This window comes from Gordonia alkanivorans (genome assembly GCF_004011905.1).
In the GTDB taxonomy this organism is placed as follows: domain Bacteria; phylum Actinomycetota; class Actinomycetes; order Mycobacteriales; family Mycobacteriaceae; genus Gordonia; species Gordonia alkanivorans.
This window is the reverse complement of sequence record NZ_CP027114.1, coordinates 1,324,730-1,340,169: the sequence shown is the minus strand read 5'-3', so window position 1 is coordinate 1,340,169 and position 15,440 is coordinate 1,324,730. Positions and strand designations below refer to the sequence as shown.

The window sequence follows — 15,440 nt, the reverse complement described above, 5'->3', positions numbered from 1 at the left end:
GTTGGTCCACGCACTCGGTTGCCGCAGCCATTTCACGCGATCCGTGCCGTGTGTTTGCGCGGCGGCCATCCGGCACGTGCTCGGCGTCGAATCGGTTGCATGCGACCGTCCTCGAGCGCCTCGTCGGCACGTGAGAGCAACACATGGAACGATGGCCCCATGCCGGACAAGACCGTTTCGAGTCCCCGTCCCACCCGCAAGCTCCGCTGGCTGATCCCCGCGCTCCTACTCCTCGCCTGGCTGATCGTCGGCGGGATCACGGGACCCTTCGCCGGCAAGCTCGCGAGCGTCGCGAGCAACGACAACAGCTCGTTCCTTCCCGCCTCGGCCGAGTCGACGCAGGTTCAGAACCTTCTGGCCGACTTCCAGGACACCGACGAGATCCCTGGCATCGTCATCGCCGAACGCTCGAGCGGGATCACCCCCGGCGACCTCGAGTTCCTGCGCACCACCACCTCCGACCTGGCCGGCACGCCCGGTTTCGGTCCGGCGGTCTCCCCGCCCATCCCGTCGCAGGACGGCCAGGCCGCCCAGGTCTTCGTCCCGATCCAGAGCGCCGGCGAACCCGCCGACACGGTCGAGATCCTGCGCGACAAACTGGCGAACGCCCCCGACGGCCTGACGGTCGCGGTCACCGGCCCAGCGGGCCAGGTCGCCGACCTCGGCGAGGCCTTCGCCGGCATCGACGGGCTGCTGCTACTGGTCGCGGGCGCCGTCGTGATCCTGATCCTGATCGTCGTCTACCGCAGCCCGATCCTGCCGTTCGTGGTGGTCATCTCCGCGGTCTTCGCCCTCGGACTCGCGTCGGGGCTCGTCTACTTCCTGACCAAGCAGGGCGTTCTCGACCTCAACGGTCAGAGCCAGGGCATCCTGTTCATCCTGGTGTTCGGCGCGGCGACGGACTACGCGCTGCTGCTCGTGTCCCGGTATCGCGAGGAACTGATCGCGACCGAGGACAAATACGCGGCGCTCCGGCAGGCGTGGCGCGCCACGATCGAGCCGGTCGCGGCGTCGGCGGGAACAGTCATCGCCGGTGTCCTGTGTCTGCTGCTGTCCGATCTGAACTCCAACAAGAGCCTCGGCCCGGTCGCCGCGATCGGCATCGTCGCATCGTTCCTGGCGTCGATGACCTTCCTGCCCGCCGCGCTCGCGCTCCTCGGCCGCTCCGCGTTCTGGCCGCTGCGCCCCAAGTACGCCCCCGAGACCTCGGCCGACAGCGGTGCCACCCACCGCCTGTGGAAGCGCATCGCGGACACCGTCGCCTCCAAACCGCGCGCCATCTGGGCCGGCACGCTGATCGTGCTGCTCATCGGCGCGGCCTTCGCCCCCACCTTCAAGGCCGACGGCATCGCCTCGACCGACTTCTTCATGGGCTCGGTCGAGTCCGTGGAGGGCGCCGAGATCCAGGCGAAGCACTTCGACGCCGGCAGCGGCACGCCCACCTACGTCATCGCCGATCAACCCGCCGGAACCGCGGTTCTCGAGGCGGTTCGTGCGACCGACGGCGTGGCCAACGCCGAACTGATCACCGAGGGCGACGCCCCGAAGGTCGTCGACGGCAAGGTCGCGATCACCGCGACGCTGACCGACAACGCGGAGTCGCTTGCCGCCCAGGAGACCGTCACCGACATCCGATCGGCGGTGGACTCCGTCCCGAACGCCGACGGGCTGGTCGGCGGCACCACCGCCATCGATCTCGACACTCGCGAGACGTCGATCCACGACCGCAACCTGATCATCCCGATCGTCCTGATCGTGGTGTTCCTCGTACTGGTCGCGCTGCTCCGCAGCATCCTGGCACCGGCGATCCTGCTGGCGACCACGGTGCTGTCGTTCGCGACCACGCTGGGCGTGGCGGCGCTGCTGTTCAACGGCCCGTTCGGCTTCCCCGGCGCCGATCCGGTGGTCCCGCTGTTCGCCTTCGTGTTCCTCGTGGCGCTCGGCATCGACTACAACATCTTCCTGATGACCCGGGTGCGCGAGGAGGCGCTGCGGCACGGGACCCGGATCGGCATGATCCGCGGTCTCACCGCGACCGGCGGTGTCATCACCTCGGCCGGTGTCGTGCTGGCGGCGACGTTCGCGGCACTCGCCGTGATCCCGCTGCTGTTCCTCGCACAGGTGGCGTTCCTGGTCGCGTTCGGTGTCCTCATCGACACCCTCATCGTGCGCACGCTTCTGGTTCCCGCCCTGACCCTCGACATCGGCCGCAAGATCTGGTGGCCCAGCGCCCTCACGAAGAAACAAGATCCGGACGCGGCCCGGGAGCCGGTCCTCGACAAGGCGTAACATCAGCTACGACAAGCGAATTCGCTGAACCTGATGCCGTTCGCGCAGTAAAGGGTTAGCGTCGGGTATTCGCATATTCCCCGTCAGTTGGCTGGTGATCTCATGACCCTTATCGAGCACAAGGAAGAGGGCCGCCAGGACTTCACGTCATTGCGGCCGGGAGGTCTCAACTGGGACTCATTCCCGTTGCGTCTCTTCATCAAAGGGAACTCACGGTTCTGGGACCCGTTGGCGATCGACTTCTCGCGCGACGCCCAGGACTGGGTGGAGCTGAACGACGAGCAGCGCCGCAGCGCAACCTATCTCGTGAGTCAGTTCATCGCGGGCGAGGAAGCGGTCACCGAGGACATCCAGCCGTTCATGAAGGCGATGGCCACCGAGGGTCGCTTCGGCGACGAGATGTACCTGACCCAGTTCTGCTTCGAAGAGGCCAAACACACCCAGGTCTTCCGGATGTGGATGGACTCCGTCGGCCTGCGCGGCGATCTCCAGGCCTTCGTCGCGGAGAACCCCTTCTATCGCCGGCTGTTCTACGAGGAGTTGCCCGAATCTCTGCACGCTCTGGAGCACGACGCGTCCCCGCGCAACCAGATCCGCGCCAGTGTCACCTACAACCACGTCATCGAGGGCAGCCTGGCGCTGACGGGGTATCACGCCTGGCAGAAGGTCTGCACCCGCTTCGACATCTTCCCCGGCATGCAGAAGCTGATCCGGTTCATCAGCGACGACGAGCGTCGCCACATGGCGTGGGGCACCTTCACCTGCCGCCGACACGTCGCCGCCGACGACTCGCTGTGGGCCACCGTCGGCGAGCGGATGGACGAGCTCCTCCCCCTGGCGCTCGGCATGATCGACTGGGTCAACCAGCAGTTCGACGAGCAACCCTTCGGCCTCGACAACAACGAGTTCCTCACCTACGCCGCCGACCGCGCCCAACGCCGACTCTCCGCGATCGAATCCGCCCGCGGCCGCTCGGTCGCCGACATCGACGTCGACTACTCCCCCGAGGTTCTCGAAGACGCCATGGGCGAGGACGACGCGGCGCGGTTGCAGATGTGACCTCGGCACGCTGCACCTACCGCACATCCAGATCGACGACGTCACGACACCGCGCGTCGACGAGCCGCCGCTGGTGACTGACCAGCACCATCCCCGCGCCGTCGTCGACGAGCTCCTGGAGGAGGCCGATCACCGCGCGCGCCGAGACGGGGTCGAGCATGGCGGTCGGTTCGTCGCACAGCACGAACCGCGGTGCCTGGACCAGCAGGCGGCCGACGCAGGCGCGTTGGAGCTGACCGTCGGAGACCTGTGCGGGGAACCGATCGAGCAGGGCGGGGTCGAGGCCCACGCGTGCGGCGATCTGCTCGACATCACAGTTCCGACGCGCGATCGTGGCGGGTTCGGCAACCGCCCTCCGCAGCGTCCAGCGCGGGTTGGCGACCCCGCGGGGATGCTGCGCGAGCAGTCCGATGGTTCCCGGGCGTCGCTCCACACCGCGCTGTTCGACGCGGCCCGCCGCGGGTTCGGTGAGTCCGGCGAGGATGCGCAGGAGTGTCGTCTTGCCGCTGCCCGAATGCCCGACGACGCCGGTGACCGATCCCGCATCCACACCGATGTCGAGGTCGGCGAACACCTCGCGGCCACCGAAACGCGCGGTCAGGCCGCTGCCGACGAGCGTCGCCGTCATGAGACCGGCTCGAAGAAGGCGGCGACGTACTCGTCATCGGACGATTCGAGGTCGGCGGCCGCACGATGCTCGACGATCCGGCCGGCACGCATGACCGCGACGGAATCACACTCTTCCGCACGCCGCAGCGTGTCCATGTCGTGGGTGATCACCAGGACGGCGGCGCCGCGTCGGGCGGTGTCCACCAGCAGTGACCAGATCGCGGCCGCGAGGTCGGGATCCAGGGCGGAGGTCGGCTCGTCCGCGACGAGAATCTCCGGATCTCCGGCCAGGGCCGCGGCGATCGCGGCGCGCTGAGCCATGCCACCGGACAGTTCGTGGGGATAGAGCTGCAGTGCGTCGGGGTCGAGGTGGACTTCACGGCACAGCTCGACGGCCTCGCGCGCGCCGTCGAGGCCGGCGATCACCTCGTCGAGCTGCGAGCCGAGCGTGCGCACCGGCGTGAACGACGCCGCCGCCGACTGCGGCACCAACCCGACGCGACGGCCGCGCAGCGCTCGCCAACGCGGATCGCGTCCGCAGATCTCGTCGCCGAGGAAGGTGTCATCGCCGAGGCACAACCGGCCGGTCACGCCCGACCCGGGTGGGAGCAGTCCGCAGAGCGTGGCGGCGACCATCGACTTCCCGCAACCCGATTCGCCGACGAGGGCCGTCATCGCACCGGCCGGCAGGTCCAGCGTCACGTCGTCGAGTACCCGTACCCGTTCGCGGCGTCGGACTGCGACCTCGACGGTCACGCCACCGAGCCGGGCGCTCATCGCCACACCTCCCCGCTCGGCGGCAGCGTGGCGCGTCGAAGCGAGGCCGCCGCGCCCGAGCACGCGAGCGCGGTGACGATGAGCGCCACACCGGGTACGGCCAGCGTCCACCAGGCGCCGGTGAGGACGTCGCCGCGGGCCTGCCCGAGGAGCGTGCCCAGGCTCGCAGCGTCCGGAGAGAGGCCGACGCCGAGAAACGACAACGTCGTCTCATGCCACACCGCGTGCGGCAGGAGCACCGTCATCGCAACCAGCACCTGACCGGACACCGAGGGGAGGAGGTGGCGAGTCGCGACGAACGTCCGCGATGCACCGGCCAGTCGCGCGGTCTCCACCCACCCGGCCGAGGTCGCCTCGAGCAGCTCGGCGCGCACCACACGGGCCACGGCCGGCCAGTGCGTGAGCGCGATCGACGCGATGATCGCCACGGGTTCACCACGCCACATCGCGGCGATCACCACTCCGACGACGAGGTGCGGCAGCGCATTGACGGCGTCGACGATGCGCATCACGATCGCGTCGAACCACCCGCCGGCGGTCACCGATGCGACACCGACGACCACGCCGAGGACGGTGGCCGACACCGCGCAGGCGAGCGCGATCATCAGGGAGATCCGCAGCCCCTCCGCCGTACGGACCCCGAGGTCGTATCCGGAGTGGTCGGTGCCGAGAAGTGTGCCGTCACCGGGGGCGCGCAACGCCTGCGCGAAGTCGGCGGTCTGCTCGCCGGCGACGATAGGCCAGCCGCCGGCGACGACCGCGAACACACCGAGCACGATCCACGGCGCAGCATGAGTGAGGCGATCACGCACTGTGACCCAGCGACTCTCACCGCGTACCGTCGGCTGGTGGACCGCGGTCATGCGCGCAATCCGATCCGCGGATCGATCCACACGGCGGCCGCATCCGACAGCGTCGAGCCGATGAGGACGAGCACCGCCGACCCGACGGCCAGCGGTGCGAGAAGCGAGAAGTCCAGGGCCACTGCGGAATCGACGAGTGCCTCGGCGAGCCCCGGCCAGCCGAAGACGGTTTCGACGATCGCGGCGCCCGCGATGAGTTCGGGCAGTCGGGTCCCGAGCAGCGCGAGGGTCGGCAGCACCGACACCGGCACGATGTGGCCGCGCAGTAACGTCCATCCGCCCACGCCGCGGGCGCGCGCGCCTCGCACGGCGTCGGACGCGGCTGCGTCGACAACCGCCGACCGCATCGTCAGCAGCAACCACGGGATCATCGAGAGGGTCAACGCCAGGTACGGCAGCACCGCGTGCGTGAGGAGACCGTCGAGCGAGTGGTCGTCGCCCGGACGTCGTGCGCCTGATGTCGGAAACCACCCGAGCCCCACCGCGAATGCGCTGACCAGCACGAGTGACACCACGAACGGCGGGGTCGCGGCGAGTATCGCGGCGAGCGCCGTGCAGGCGCGGTCGAGGAGCCCACCACGCCGCATGCCGATGACCGCGCCGAGAGCGATGGCGACGGCCGCGGCAGACAGCAACGCCGCCAACGACATTCCGAGGGTGAACGGGAGCCGTTGACCTATCACGTCGGCCACCGGCAGGCGCATGGTCGACGACCATCCCAGGTTCCCCTGGAACACTGCGCCCCACCATTTCCACCAGGCCATGAACCAGTGGTCGTCGAGGCCGTACGCCTGCGTGACGGCGTCCCGTTGCGCCTGCGTCGCCGACTGATAGTTGTCGCCGAGGTGCGCCGTCAGCGGATCGAACGGTGAGGCCGCGGCGACTGCGAACACGCCCAACGACACGAGGAGCACGGTCGGGATCAGCACCAGGACCCGGCGTCCGAGAAGGCGGACGGCGGTCCGGGAGCGACCAGGGCGTCGTGGGTGTTCGCCGGTGCCGACCGGACTTACCGGGGCGGTGCGCGGGATCGCCGCGAGCCGTTCCGGATCCGGCCGGATCTGCGTGGTCACGACGTCGGCGTCCAGGAGGGCAGATTCCACCACGGCCCCCACGTCACGCCGTGTGAGTGCGGTTCGAGGATCGGCGCATCATGTTTCCACCCCGCGCCGCGGGCCACGTAGGTGTGGTGGACGAAGGCGAGGAACACCTGCGACGGCTGACGTGCGTACAGTTGTTGAATCCGGCGGTACCGCTCGTCATTCTCGGGCCCTGCTGCAGATTTCCGTGCAGCGTCCAGCAATTCGTCGAGACCGGGCGCGGTGAAGTTGCCCGGGTTGGAGTAGGGCGACGAACCTGGCACGCGGGTGTGCAGGGCGTCGTAGACCTGGGAATCGATGCTGTACGGGGTCGCTCCGCCGCCGAGAAGTGCACCTGCCGTATCCATCTTGGTGTCGATCTCGTCCCAGCTGGTGCCTCGTGTCAGCACCTCGACGCCGATCTTCTTCATCGACGCGGCGAACGCGACGGCCAGGTCGCGGCGCAGGGTGTCCCCCGCGTTGTAGAGGAGCACGAAGGATGCGCGAACACCGTCGCGGACACGCACGCCATCGGGCCCGGGCCGCCAGCCTGCATCGTCGAGGATCGACGCGGCTCGTGACCGGTCGTAGGCGAACTGGGCGTCGGACTCGTAGGCGTCTCCATAGACTTTCGCGATCGGCGTGCTGGCCGGCTCACCCTTGCCGACGAGGACGTCATCCACGATCGCCGATCGATCGACGCCGACGTTCATCGCCAGCCGCGCGGAAGGATCTGCGGTGAAGGCGTTCTCGGACGGCAACGACACGCCCCGCCAGTCCGCCGACGCCACCACGGCGACGTCGACACCGGGCCGATCGACGAACCCGTCGGCGAGTCGCGGCGGGAGACTCGCCCCGTCTGCCTCGCCGGCCTGCACCCGCTGCGCACGGGAATTGTCATCGGGGACATGCGTGTAGACGATCTTGCGCAGCGCGGGCGGCTCCGGACGGTCGTCGCGGGCGACGAGGACCGCCTGGTCGGGGTCGAGGGATTCGAGGCGATAGGGGCCGGTCCCGACAGGCTCGGTGTTGAGCTTCCACCTCGCGGCGGGGGCGGCCTCCACCCTTTCCGACGGGACGATGCCCAGAAGGAGGTACGGGGCGGGGTGGGCCTCGGTGTTCATGGTCAGCGTGATCGCCTGCGGCCCATCGGATTCGATCGTGACGATCGGGGCGAAGTCCGTGGAGATGCCCGACGCCACCTTCGGGTCGACCACGGCACGATAGGTCGCGACCACGTCGCCGGCATCGAAGGCGGTGCCGTCGGAGAAGGTGACGCCGTCCTTCAGCGGCACCCGCCAGGTCCGCGGCGCAATGCGTTCGGGCGCCGACGCGGCCAACGCGGGCACGAGGTCGGGGACGCGGTCGTCGCCGTCCGCCGCCGGAGCCAGCAGTCCGTCGTAGATCGGCGAGACACCCGACTGCCCGTATCCGAGCATCGGGTTGAACCGGCCCAGATCCTGGCCCTCGGCGAGCACGATCTGATCCGACGACCCGGCATCCTGCCCTTCGGCGCATCCCCCGAGGGCCACTCCGGCGAGCAGCGTCGCCGCGAACGCGACGATCACCGGCCGTCCGCCGCGTCGGAGGGGCCGGCGGCCTACACGTGTCGTCACAGACATATGTTCCCCCAGACACACATCGGTCGCCACTCGGCCCCGCATTCACGGCCGGTGGTGTAATTCGAGGGACGGGACGAGCAGAGGAGGCATCGGTGACCGATTTCGACGCGGACGCATGGGCCGCGCGCTTCACCCTGCTCAGCGACCCGACGCGACTGCGACTCGTCGCCGAGATGCACGCCCACCCGGGCTCGACGGTCGCCGAGCTCGCCGCCGCGATCGGCATCACCGAGAACGCCGCCTCGCAGTCGATCCGGGCGCTCCGCGACCAGGGCTGGGTGCGGTCGGAGAAGGTCGGCCGGATGGTCCACTACGAGGTCGTCGGCGACGCGATCGTGCACCGCATCCTCCACGACATCATCGGAGTCGGCCACGTCTCCGCAGGTCACGGACACGATCACACACACCCGTGACAACGGATTAGAACACGTTCTAGTCTATTCGCGTGGATGTCTCCTTCGATGCGACCAAACGGGAACTGACGACCGACCAGGGCACCCTGCGCTACCACGAGGCCGGTGACGCCGAAGCGCCGCCGCTGATCCTCCTGCACGGGTCCGGTCCCGGTGTCACCGGTTGGCGCAACTATCGCGGCAACCTCGGCCACTTCGCGCAGACCCATCACTGCTACGTCATCGAGTTCCCCGGCTTCGGCGTCAGCGACGCGGTCGAGGGTCACCCGGTCCTCACCGCCGGCGGCTCGGTCATCCGGTTCATGGATGCGCTCGGTATCGACAAGGCCCCGATGATCGGCAACTCCATGGGCGGCGTCGTCGGCGTCAACATGGCGATCAAGAAGCCCGACCGCGTCGAGAAGCTCGTGACCATCGGCGGTGTCGGCCCGAACGTCTTCAGCCCCAGCCCCAGCGAGGGCCTGCGGCTCCTGCAGGAGTTCACCGACGCCCCCGACAAGGACAAGCTCGTCCGCTGGCTGAACTCCATGGTCTTCGACCGTTCCCTGGTCACCGAGGAGCTCATCGAAGAGCGCTGGGAAGCCGCGATCAACCCGGACGCCCACAAGACCGCCCAGATGATGTACGGCTCGGCGGCTTTCGAGATGCAGCAGCAGTTCATGGCCGCCTCCGACACGCCTCCGTACTGGGCATCGATGCACAAGGTCGCCTGCCCGACGCTCCTCACCTGGGGCCGCGACGACCGCGTCAGCCCGCCCGACATGGCCATGGTCCCCATGCGCCTCATCCCCGACGCCGAGCTGCACATCTTCCCGAAGTGTGGCCACTGGGTGATGATCGAGGCCAAGGAGGCCTTCGAGGCGACGGTCACCTCGTTCCTGACCCGCTGAGTTGTGTTCAGCGGTAGCAGTCTTCACCTCCGGCGGCACCCCGCCGCTGCCTGAGGTGCGAGGCGCCACCCCTTGCTGCCTGAGGCGCGAGGAGCGCAAGCGACGAGCCTCGAAGGCCCGGCGACATGCGCGCCCGAAGCGACCCACCGGAGAATAATCGATTGCCCACCATCGACACTGGTGGCATAGTTCCCGTTCGGCACGAGGACCAGCAGGCCGGAGCGGGGTACCGCGACGTGTTCCTGCGCGTCGGAATCCTGGTGCCTACCTTGATGGCAACGGGTCTTCTCAACCCTTTCAGGTTCGAGTCCTGATCACGGCACCGCTCCCGGGATCACGGGATCGGTCGGTCCTGCGGTCGTGTCGACGGATCGTTCGCGATTCGACGATGCGATCCCACCGGCCGGACCGCCCGCGAGCGGTGTCGCCACCACGTAGACCGACGAGCATTGCGACGCAACGGAAAGGAGGATCGCCATGCTGTTCTACCGCGAGATCACCGTCCCACCGGGTCACACGGTGCTGACCTACCGGGGTACCGAGGTCCGGTCCCTGCCGACCGGTCGTCATCGGATCTCCAAGCCCGATTCGACGGTGACAGTCGACCTGCGCGACCGACTGATCCCTGTTGCGCCGCAGGAGATCCTCACCTCGGATTCGATCTCGATCCGTGTCTCGATGTCGTTGCGTGCCCGGGTTGTCGACGCGCGAGCGTTCGTCGAGCGGGCAGCCGATCCGATCGGTGCGGTTTACCTGGCCGCGCAGATCGCACTGCGCCAGGTCTGCGCCGACACCGCGTCGGAGGACCTGATCCGACGCGGTGATGTCGTCGACGTCGGCCCGATCCGCGAGGCGGCGGCCGAGGTCGCCGCAACCGTCGGTGTCGAGGTCCTCGATGCCGTCATCCGCGACATCATCGTGCCGTCGGAGATCCGAAGTGCCGCACTCGAGGTGGTCACCGCGAGGACCCGCGGTCTGGCGAAGCTCGAGGCGGCCCGGGCCGAGACCGCGTCACTGCGGGCACTTGCGAATGCGGGTCGCCTCCTCGACGCGCACCCGGCGCTGGCGCAGCTGCGGCTCGTCGAGTCGGTGCCCTACGGTGCGCGCGTCGTGCTCAGCGTCGGCGGTGCCGAGGTGCCGTCGGCGGACTGAGTTTCGCTCACATTGTCCGTTCCCGCTCACCCATGAAAAGTGAGCGGGAACGGATCGTGTGAGCGATCGCTCGGCCGGGAACCCAATCGCCGCGCGCTGCGTCGTATCTCCATGCCACCCTTCCCCACCGATCGGTTCGGGCTCGTACATCGCGACGCGCACTGCACGCGGGTTTCTCCGACGAGCAACTGTCCGGCGCCGTCACGCGCCGCGAACTCGTACGACTGGTACCGGGTGTCTGGGTTCCCGCCGCCGACCAACCGACCGGCGTGGACTCCCTGGAGAAGCGCCACCGCCTACGTGCCCTGGCGGTCGCAACCTCGGGCCCCTCCGACGGTCATCCACTCAGCCACGTCTCCGCCGCAGCCCTTCACGAGTTACCCATGCTCCATCCGGATCTCAGCCTCGTCCACGTGACCACCGGCCGAGCCTCGGGCGGATCGATCCGCGCCCACCGCCACCTGCATGCCGCGCCATTGGACATCGACGAAGTGGTCGAGGTCGACGACATGCGGGTCACCTCCATCGAACGTACCGCCGTCGACGTCGCGACCATGGGCAGCTTCGACCAGGCTCTCGTGGTCTTCGACGCCGCACTTCGGATGAGTGCCGATCGGACGGTCATGGCAGATCTGCTCGCGGGCCGTCGACGCCAGAGTGCCCGGAATGCTCGCCGCGCCTTGCCGTTCGCGGACGCCGCCTCCGAAAGTGTCGGCGAGTCCTGGAGCCGCGCGCAGATGATCGACGCGGGACTTCCGACTCCGACGCTGCAGCGCGAGTTCACCGTCGACGGTCAGAAGTACCGTTGCGACTTCGACTGGGAGGAACTGCTCGTCGGCGAGTTCGACGGCCTCCACAAGTACGGTCGGCTGCGCGGTGCAGACGAATCGGCGACGGATGTCGTGATTCGTGAGAAGCTTGGCGAGGATCGTCTGCGCGCCGAAGGCATCACCGTCGTCCGATGGACGTGGTCGACCCTCGAGAAACGTCGGCTCGTTCCACTGCTTCGACCCTGGCTCAAGAAGTTCGGGCTCCTCGCCGCCTAGTTTCGCTCACTGAATCCGTTCCCGCTCACCGTTGAAGGGTGAGCGGGAACGGAATGAATGAGCGAACGCAAGAACCCCGACCGGAACGAATCCGGCCGGGGCTCTTGATGTCTGCTGGTCACCCAGCGAGAGCCTTACTTGGCAGCGAGGTTCTCGTTGGTCAGCTTGGTGACACCCTGCTCAGCCTTCTCGACGAGCGAGGCCGGCGGCTCGAAGTGCTTGCCGTACTTGGCGGCGAGTTCCTTGGCACGCGCGACGAAGCCGGGTACGCCACCCTCGTAACCGTTGATGTACTGGATGACACCACCGGTCCAGGCCGGGAAGCCGATGCCGAAGATCGAGCCGATGTTGGCGTCCTCGACGGAGGTGAGCACACCCTCGTCGAAGCACTTGACGGTCTCGAGAGACTCGGCGAAGAGCATACGCTCCTTCATGTCCTCGAGCGGGATCTCCTTGGAGCCCGAGTTGAACTGCTCACGCAGGCCCGGCCAGAGCTGGGTGCGCTTGCCGTTCTCGTCGTAGTCGTAGAAGCCCTTGCCGTCCTTCTTGGCGGTGCGGCCGTTCTCGACCATCCAGTCGACGACGGCGTTCGAGCCGTGCTGCGGGACGTCCTTGCCCTCGGCCTGGAGCGCTGCCTCGGTCTCCTTGCGGATCTTCTGCGGCAGGGTCAGGGTCAGCTCGTCCATGAGCTGCAGCGGCGCGGCCGGGTAACCGGCCTGGGTGCCCGCGTGCTCGATGAACGCCGGTTCGACGCCCTCGCCGACGGCCGCGATGGCCTCGTTGACGAAGGTGCCGATGACGCGGCTGGTGAAGAAGCCACGGCTGTCGTTGACGACGATCGGAGTCTTGCGGATCTGCAGGGTGTAGTCAATGACCTTGGCCAGCACGGCATCCGAGGTCTTCTCACCCTTGATGATCTCGACCAGCGGCATCTTGTCGACCGGCGAGAAGAAGTGGATACCGATGAAGTCCTCGGACCGCTTCACACCCTCGGCGAGGATGGTGATCGGCAGGGTCGAGGTGTTGGAACCCAAGACGGCGTCGGGCTCGACGATGTCCTCGATCTCCTGGAACACCTTGTGCTTGACCTCGACCGACTCGAACGCGGCCTCGATGACGAGGTCGACGCCCTTGAAGTCCTGCGGGTCGACGGTCGGGTGGATGCGGGCGAGGAGCGCGTCGCTCTTCTCCTGCGTGGTCTTGCCCTTGGCGAGAGCCTTCGCCTCGAGCTTCTCCGAGTAACCCTTGCCGCGCTTGGCAGCTTCGAGGTCGATGTCCTTGAGGACGACCTCGATGCCGGCCTTGGCCGAGACGTACGCGATGGCCGCGCCCATCATGCCGGCGCCGATGACGCCGACCTTCTTGGCGGTGTACTTGTCGTAGCCATCGGGGCGCGAGCCGCCACCGTTGATGTGCTGCAGGTCGAAGAAGAACGCCTTGATCATGTTCTGCGCGACCTGGCCGGTGACCAGCGAGACGAAGTAGCGGGTCTCGATGATGTCGGCGGTGTCGACGTCGACGTAGGCACCCTCGACGGCTGCGGCCAGGATGGCGCGCGGAGCCGGCATGTTGGCACCCTTGATCTGCTTGCGCAGCAGGGCCGGCAGAGCCGGGAGGTTCGCGGCGAAGGCCGGGTTGGTGGGGGCACCGCCCGGGATCTTGTAACCCTTGACGTCGAACGGCTGCTGGGCTTCGGGGTTCTCCTTGATCCATGCCTTGGCGGCGGGGATCAGTTCCTCGATGGAACCGACGACCTCGTTGACCAGGCCGGTCTCCTTGGCCTTGGTCGGGTTGAAGCGCTGGCCCTGGAGCAGGACACCCATGAGGGCGTTCTGGATACCGAGCAGGCGGACGGTACGGACGACGCCGCCGCCGCCGGGGAGCAGGCCGAGGGTGGCCTCGGGCAGACCGATCTGGACACCCTTGACGTCCGCGGCGATGCGGTAGTGGGTGTGCAGCGCGATCTCCAGGCCGCCACCGAGTGCAGCACCGTTGATGGCCGCGACGACGGGCTTGCCCAGGGTCTCGAGACGACGCAGCACCTTCTTCATGGCGTTGGTGGTCTCGGTGATCTGGGTGGCGATCTCGGCCTTGGAGACGTTCGAGCGGTCGCTCGTCATGTCCTTGAGGTCGCCGCCGGCGAAGAAGGTCTTCTTCGCCGAGGTCAGGACGACACCGGTGATGTCGTCCTTCTCCGCCTCCAGGCGGTCGACGGTCGCTGCCATCGACTCCTGGTACAGCGCGTTCATCGTGTTGGCGCCCTGGTTGGGGTCGTCCATGGTGAGGATGACGACGCCGTCGGCGTCCTTCTCCCAGTTGATCATGTTGTCACTCATGGTGTTTCAGAAGTTCTTTCTGTGAAGGTCAGAGACGCTCGATGATGGTCGCGACGCCCATGCCGCCACCGATGCAGAGGGTGATCAGGCCGTAGCGGCCGCCGGTGCGCTCGAGCTCGTCGAGGCAGGTGCCGTAGATCATCGCGCCGGTCGCACCGAGCGGGTGCCCCATGGCGATGGCGCCACCGTTGACGTTGACCTTCTCGTGCGGGATCTTCAGATCCTTCATCCACTTCATGACGACCGAGGCGAAGGCCTCGTTCAGCTCGAAGACGTCGATGTCGTCGACGGTCAGGCCGGCCTTCTTCAGCGCCAGCTCGGTGGCCGGCGTGGGACCGGTCAGCATGATGGTGGGCTCGGAGCCGACCTCGGCGAAAGCGACGACGCGGCCGCGCGGGGTCAGGCCGTTGCGCTTGCCGGCCTCCTCGCTACCGATGAGCACGAGGCCCGAACCGTCGACGATGCCGGAGCTGTTGCCACCGGTGTGGACGTGGTTGATCTTCTCGACGCTCGGGTACTTCTGCAGCGCGACGTCGTCGAAGCCGGCCATGTCGGCGAGGGCGGCGAAGGCGGCGTTCAGCTTGCCGAGGCTCTCGACGGTCGAACCCGGACGACGGTGCTCGTCGTGGTCGAGGATGGTGACGCCGTTGATGTCCTTGACGGGCACGACGGACTTGGCGAAGTAGCCACTGGTCCAAGCCTTCTCGGCGCGAGCCTGCGACTCGGCGGCGTAGGCGTCGACGTCCTCGCGCGAGAAGCCCTCCATGGTGGCGATCAGGTCGGCGCCGATGCCCTGCGGGACGATGTAGTGGTCGTAGGCGGTGGCGGGGTCGGTGAAGAGTGCGCCGCCGTCGCTGCCCATCGGGACGCGCGACATCGACTCGACGCCACCGGCGAGAACCAGGTCGTCGAACCCGGAGGCGACCTTGGCCGCGGCGAGGTTGGTGGCTTCCAGGCCGGAGGCGCAGAAGCGGTTGATCTGGGTGCCCGGAACGGTCTCCGGGAGGCCGCTGTTGAGGGCGGCGGTACGTGCGATGACCGCACCCTGCTCGCCGACCGGCGAGACGACGCCGAGGATGACGTCGTTGACGTCGGCGGGATCGAGGCCGCCGTGGCGGGCCAGAACCTCGTCGATCAGACCCGAGACCAGGTCGACCGGCTTGACGCTGTGCAGCGCACCGCCGCGCTGCTTGCCACGAGGCGTACGGATCGCCTCGTAGATGAATGCTTGATCAGGCACGAAAGTGTTCCTTTCACACGAACCACCAGTTGGTTACTCCCCGAGGCTAACGCGGAATCACTTAT

14 protein-coding genes are annotated in these 15,440 nt (G+C 67.8%); 6 read left to right on the top strand and 8 right to left on the bottom strand.

The window, feature by feature from the left end; translation table 11 throughout:
* Positions 1–159 precede the first annotated feature (159 nt).
* Together C5O27_RS06150 and C5O27_RS06145 are read left to right on the top strand one after the other, a co-directional pair.
* Positions 160–2,289: an MMPL family transporter gene (locus C5O27_RS06150; protein ID WP_127962192.1), complete on the top strand. Its 2,130-nt coding sequence runs from the start codon at positions 160–162 to the stop codon at positions 2,287–2,289.
* 102 nt (positions 2,290–2,391) lie between these two features.
* Positions 2,392–3,348 carry a R2-like ligand-binding oxidase gene (locus tag C5O27_RS06145; protein ID WP_035753747.1) on the top strand — a complete coding sequence of 319 codons (957 nt, stop codon included), beginning with the start codon at positions 2,392–2,394 and terminating at the stop codon, positions 3,346–3,348.
* A gap of 16 nt (positions 3,349–3,364) precedes the next feature.
* On the opposite strand, the gene C5O27_RS06140 is transcribed toward C5O27_RS06145, so the two are convergent.
* Genes C5O27_RS06140 through C5O27_RS06120 form a run of 5 tightly spaced genes read right to left on the bottom strand, consistent with a single transcriptional unit; the run spans position 3,365 to position 8,298 of the window.
* Positions 3,365–3,976 (bottom strand): ABC transporter ATP-binding protein, encoded by a 612-nt coding sequence (locus C5O27_RS06140; RefSeq protein WP_035753745.1) that lies wholly within the window; start codon positions 3,974–3,976, stop codon positions 3,365–3,367.
* On the bottom strand, positions 3,973–4,734 hold the full coding sequence (locus C5O27_RS06135; protein ID WP_127962191.1) for an ATP-binding cassette domain-containing protein: 762 nt from the start codon (positions 4,732–4,734) through the stop codon (positions 3,973–3,975). Before C5O27_RS06135 ends, C5O27_RS06140 begins: the two co-directional genes overlap by 4 nt.
* Positions 4,731–5,597 (bottom strand): ABC transporter permease, encoded by an 867-nt coding sequence (locus C5O27_RS06130; protein ID WP_127962190.1) that lies wholly within the window; start codon positions 5,595–5,597, stop codon positions 4,731–4,733. The genes C5O27_RS06135 and C5O27_RS06130 overlap by 4 nt, the downstream gene beginning before the upstream one ends.
* The gene (locus C5O27_RS06125) at positions 5,594–6,712 is read right to left on the bottom strand and encodes an ABC transporter permease (protein ID WP_244216600.1); all 1,119 of its coding nucleotides are present in this window, start codon (positions 6,710–6,712) and stop codon (positions 5,594–5,596) included. Before C5O27_RS06125 ends, C5O27_RS06130 begins: the two co-directional genes overlap by 4 nt.
* A complete protein-coding gene (locus tag C5O27_RS06120; protein ID WP_244216599.1) occupies positions 6,667–8,298 on the bottom strand; it encodes an ABC transporter substrate-binding protein in 1,632 nt (543 codons plus the stop codon). Before C5O27_RS06120 ends, C5O27_RS06125 begins: the two co-directional genes overlap by 46 nt.
* A gap of 92 nt (positions 8,299–8,390) precedes the next feature.
* Here C5O27_RS06120 and C5O27_RS06115 point away from each other — a divergent pair, with 92 nt between their 5' ends.
* Entirely contained in the window at positions 8,391–8,711 is a 321-nt protein-coding gene (locus tag C5O27_RS06115; protein ID WP_127962189.1) for an ArsR/SmtB family transcription factor, read from the top strand.
* A 32-nt stretch (positions 8,712–8,743) separates the two neighbouring features.
* A complete protein-coding gene (locus tag C5O27_RS06110; RefSeq protein WP_127962188.1) occupies positions 8,744–9,601 on the top strand; it encodes an alpha/beta fold hydrolase in 858 nt (285 codons plus the stop codon).
* A 314-nt stretch (positions 9,602–9,915) separates the two neighbouring features.
* Here C5O27_RS06110 and C5O27_RS22705 read toward each other — a convergent pair whose 3' ends face one another.
* On the bottom strand, positions 9,916–10,080 hold the full coding sequence (locus tag C5O27_RS22705) for a hypothetical protein (RefSeq protein WP_155225629.1): 165 nt from the start codon (positions 10,078–10,080) through the stop codon (positions 9,916–9,918).
* Here C5O27_RS22705 and C5O27_RS06105 point away from each other — a divergent pair.
* Positions 10,079–10,753: a slipin family protein gene (locus C5O27_RS06105; protein ID WP_006357064.1), complete on the top strand. Its 675-nt coding sequence runs from the start codon at positions 10,079–10,081 to the stop codon at positions 10,751–10,753. The two genes, C5O27_RS22705 and C5O27_RS06105, sit on opposite strands and share 2 nt — an antisense overlap.
* A 413-nt stretch (positions 10,754–11,166) precedes the next feature.
* On the top strand, positions 11,167–11,799 hold the full coding sequence (locus C5O27_RS06100; protein WP_341867529.1) for a hypothetical protein: 633 nt from the start codon (positions 11,167–11,169) through the stop codon (positions 11,797–11,799).
* Positions 11,800–11,933: 134 nt separating this feature from the next.
* On the opposite strand, the gene C5O27_RS06095 is transcribed toward C5O27_RS06100, so the two are convergent.
* Both C5O27_RS06095 and C5O27_RS06090 read right to left on the bottom strand, forming a co-directional pair.
* Positions 11,934–14,135 (bottom strand): 3-hydroxyacyl-CoA dehydrogenase NAD-binding domain-containing protein, encoded by a 2,202-nt coding sequence (locus tag C5O27_RS06095; protein WP_127962187.1) that lies wholly within the window; start codon positions 14,133–14,135, stop codon positions 11,934–11,936.
* A gap of 28 nt (positions 14,136–14,163) precedes the next feature.
* Positions 14,164–15,375, bottom strand: a complete 1,212-nt coding sequence (locus tag C5O27_RS06090; RefSeq protein ID WP_127962186.1) for an acetyl-CoA C-acetyltransferase — start codon at positions 15,373–15,375, stop codon at positions 14,164–14,166.
* Between the last annotated feature and the right edge of the window lie 65 nt (positions 15,376–15,440).

Bases quoted from the DNA above. Each gene is read 5' to 3' on its own strand.
- C5O27_RS06150 (WP_127962192.1), top strand. From the start codon at position 160: ATGCCGGACAAGACCGTTTCGAGTCCCCGTCCCACCCGCAAGCTCCGC.
- C5O27_RS06145 (WP_035753747.1), top strand. From the start codon at position 2,392: ATGACCCTTATCGAGCACAAGGAAGAGGGCCGCCAGGACTTCACGTCA.
- C5O27_RS06140 (WP_035753745.1), bottom strand. From the start codon at position 3,976: ATGACGGCGACGCTCGTCGGCAGCGGCCTGACCGCGCGTTTCGGTGGC.
- C5O27_RS06135 (WP_127962191.1), bottom strand. From the start codon at position 4,734: ATGAGCGCCCGGCTCGGTGGCGTGACCGTCGAGGTCGCAGTCCGACGC.
- C5O27_RS06130 (WP_127962190.1), bottom strand. From the start codon at position 5,597: ATGACCGCGGTCCACCAGCCGACGGTACGCGGTGAGAGTCGCTGGGTC.
- C5O27_RS06120 (WP_244216599.1), bottom strand. From the start codon at position 8,298: ATGTCTGTGACGACACGTGTAGGCCGCCGGCCCCTCCGACGCGGCGGA.
- C5O27_RS06105 (WP_006357064.1), top strand. From the start codon at position 10,079: ATGCTGTTCTACCGCGAGATCACCGTCCCACCGGGTCACACGGTGCTG.
- C5O27_RS22705 (WP_155225629.1), bottom strand. From the start codon at position 10,080: ATGGCGATCCTCCTTTCCGTTGCGTCGCAATGCTCGTCGGTCTACGTG.
- C5O27_RS06095 (WP_127962187.1), bottom strand. From the start codon at position 14,135: ATGAGTGACAACATGATCAACTGGGAGAAGGACGCCGACGGCGTCGTC.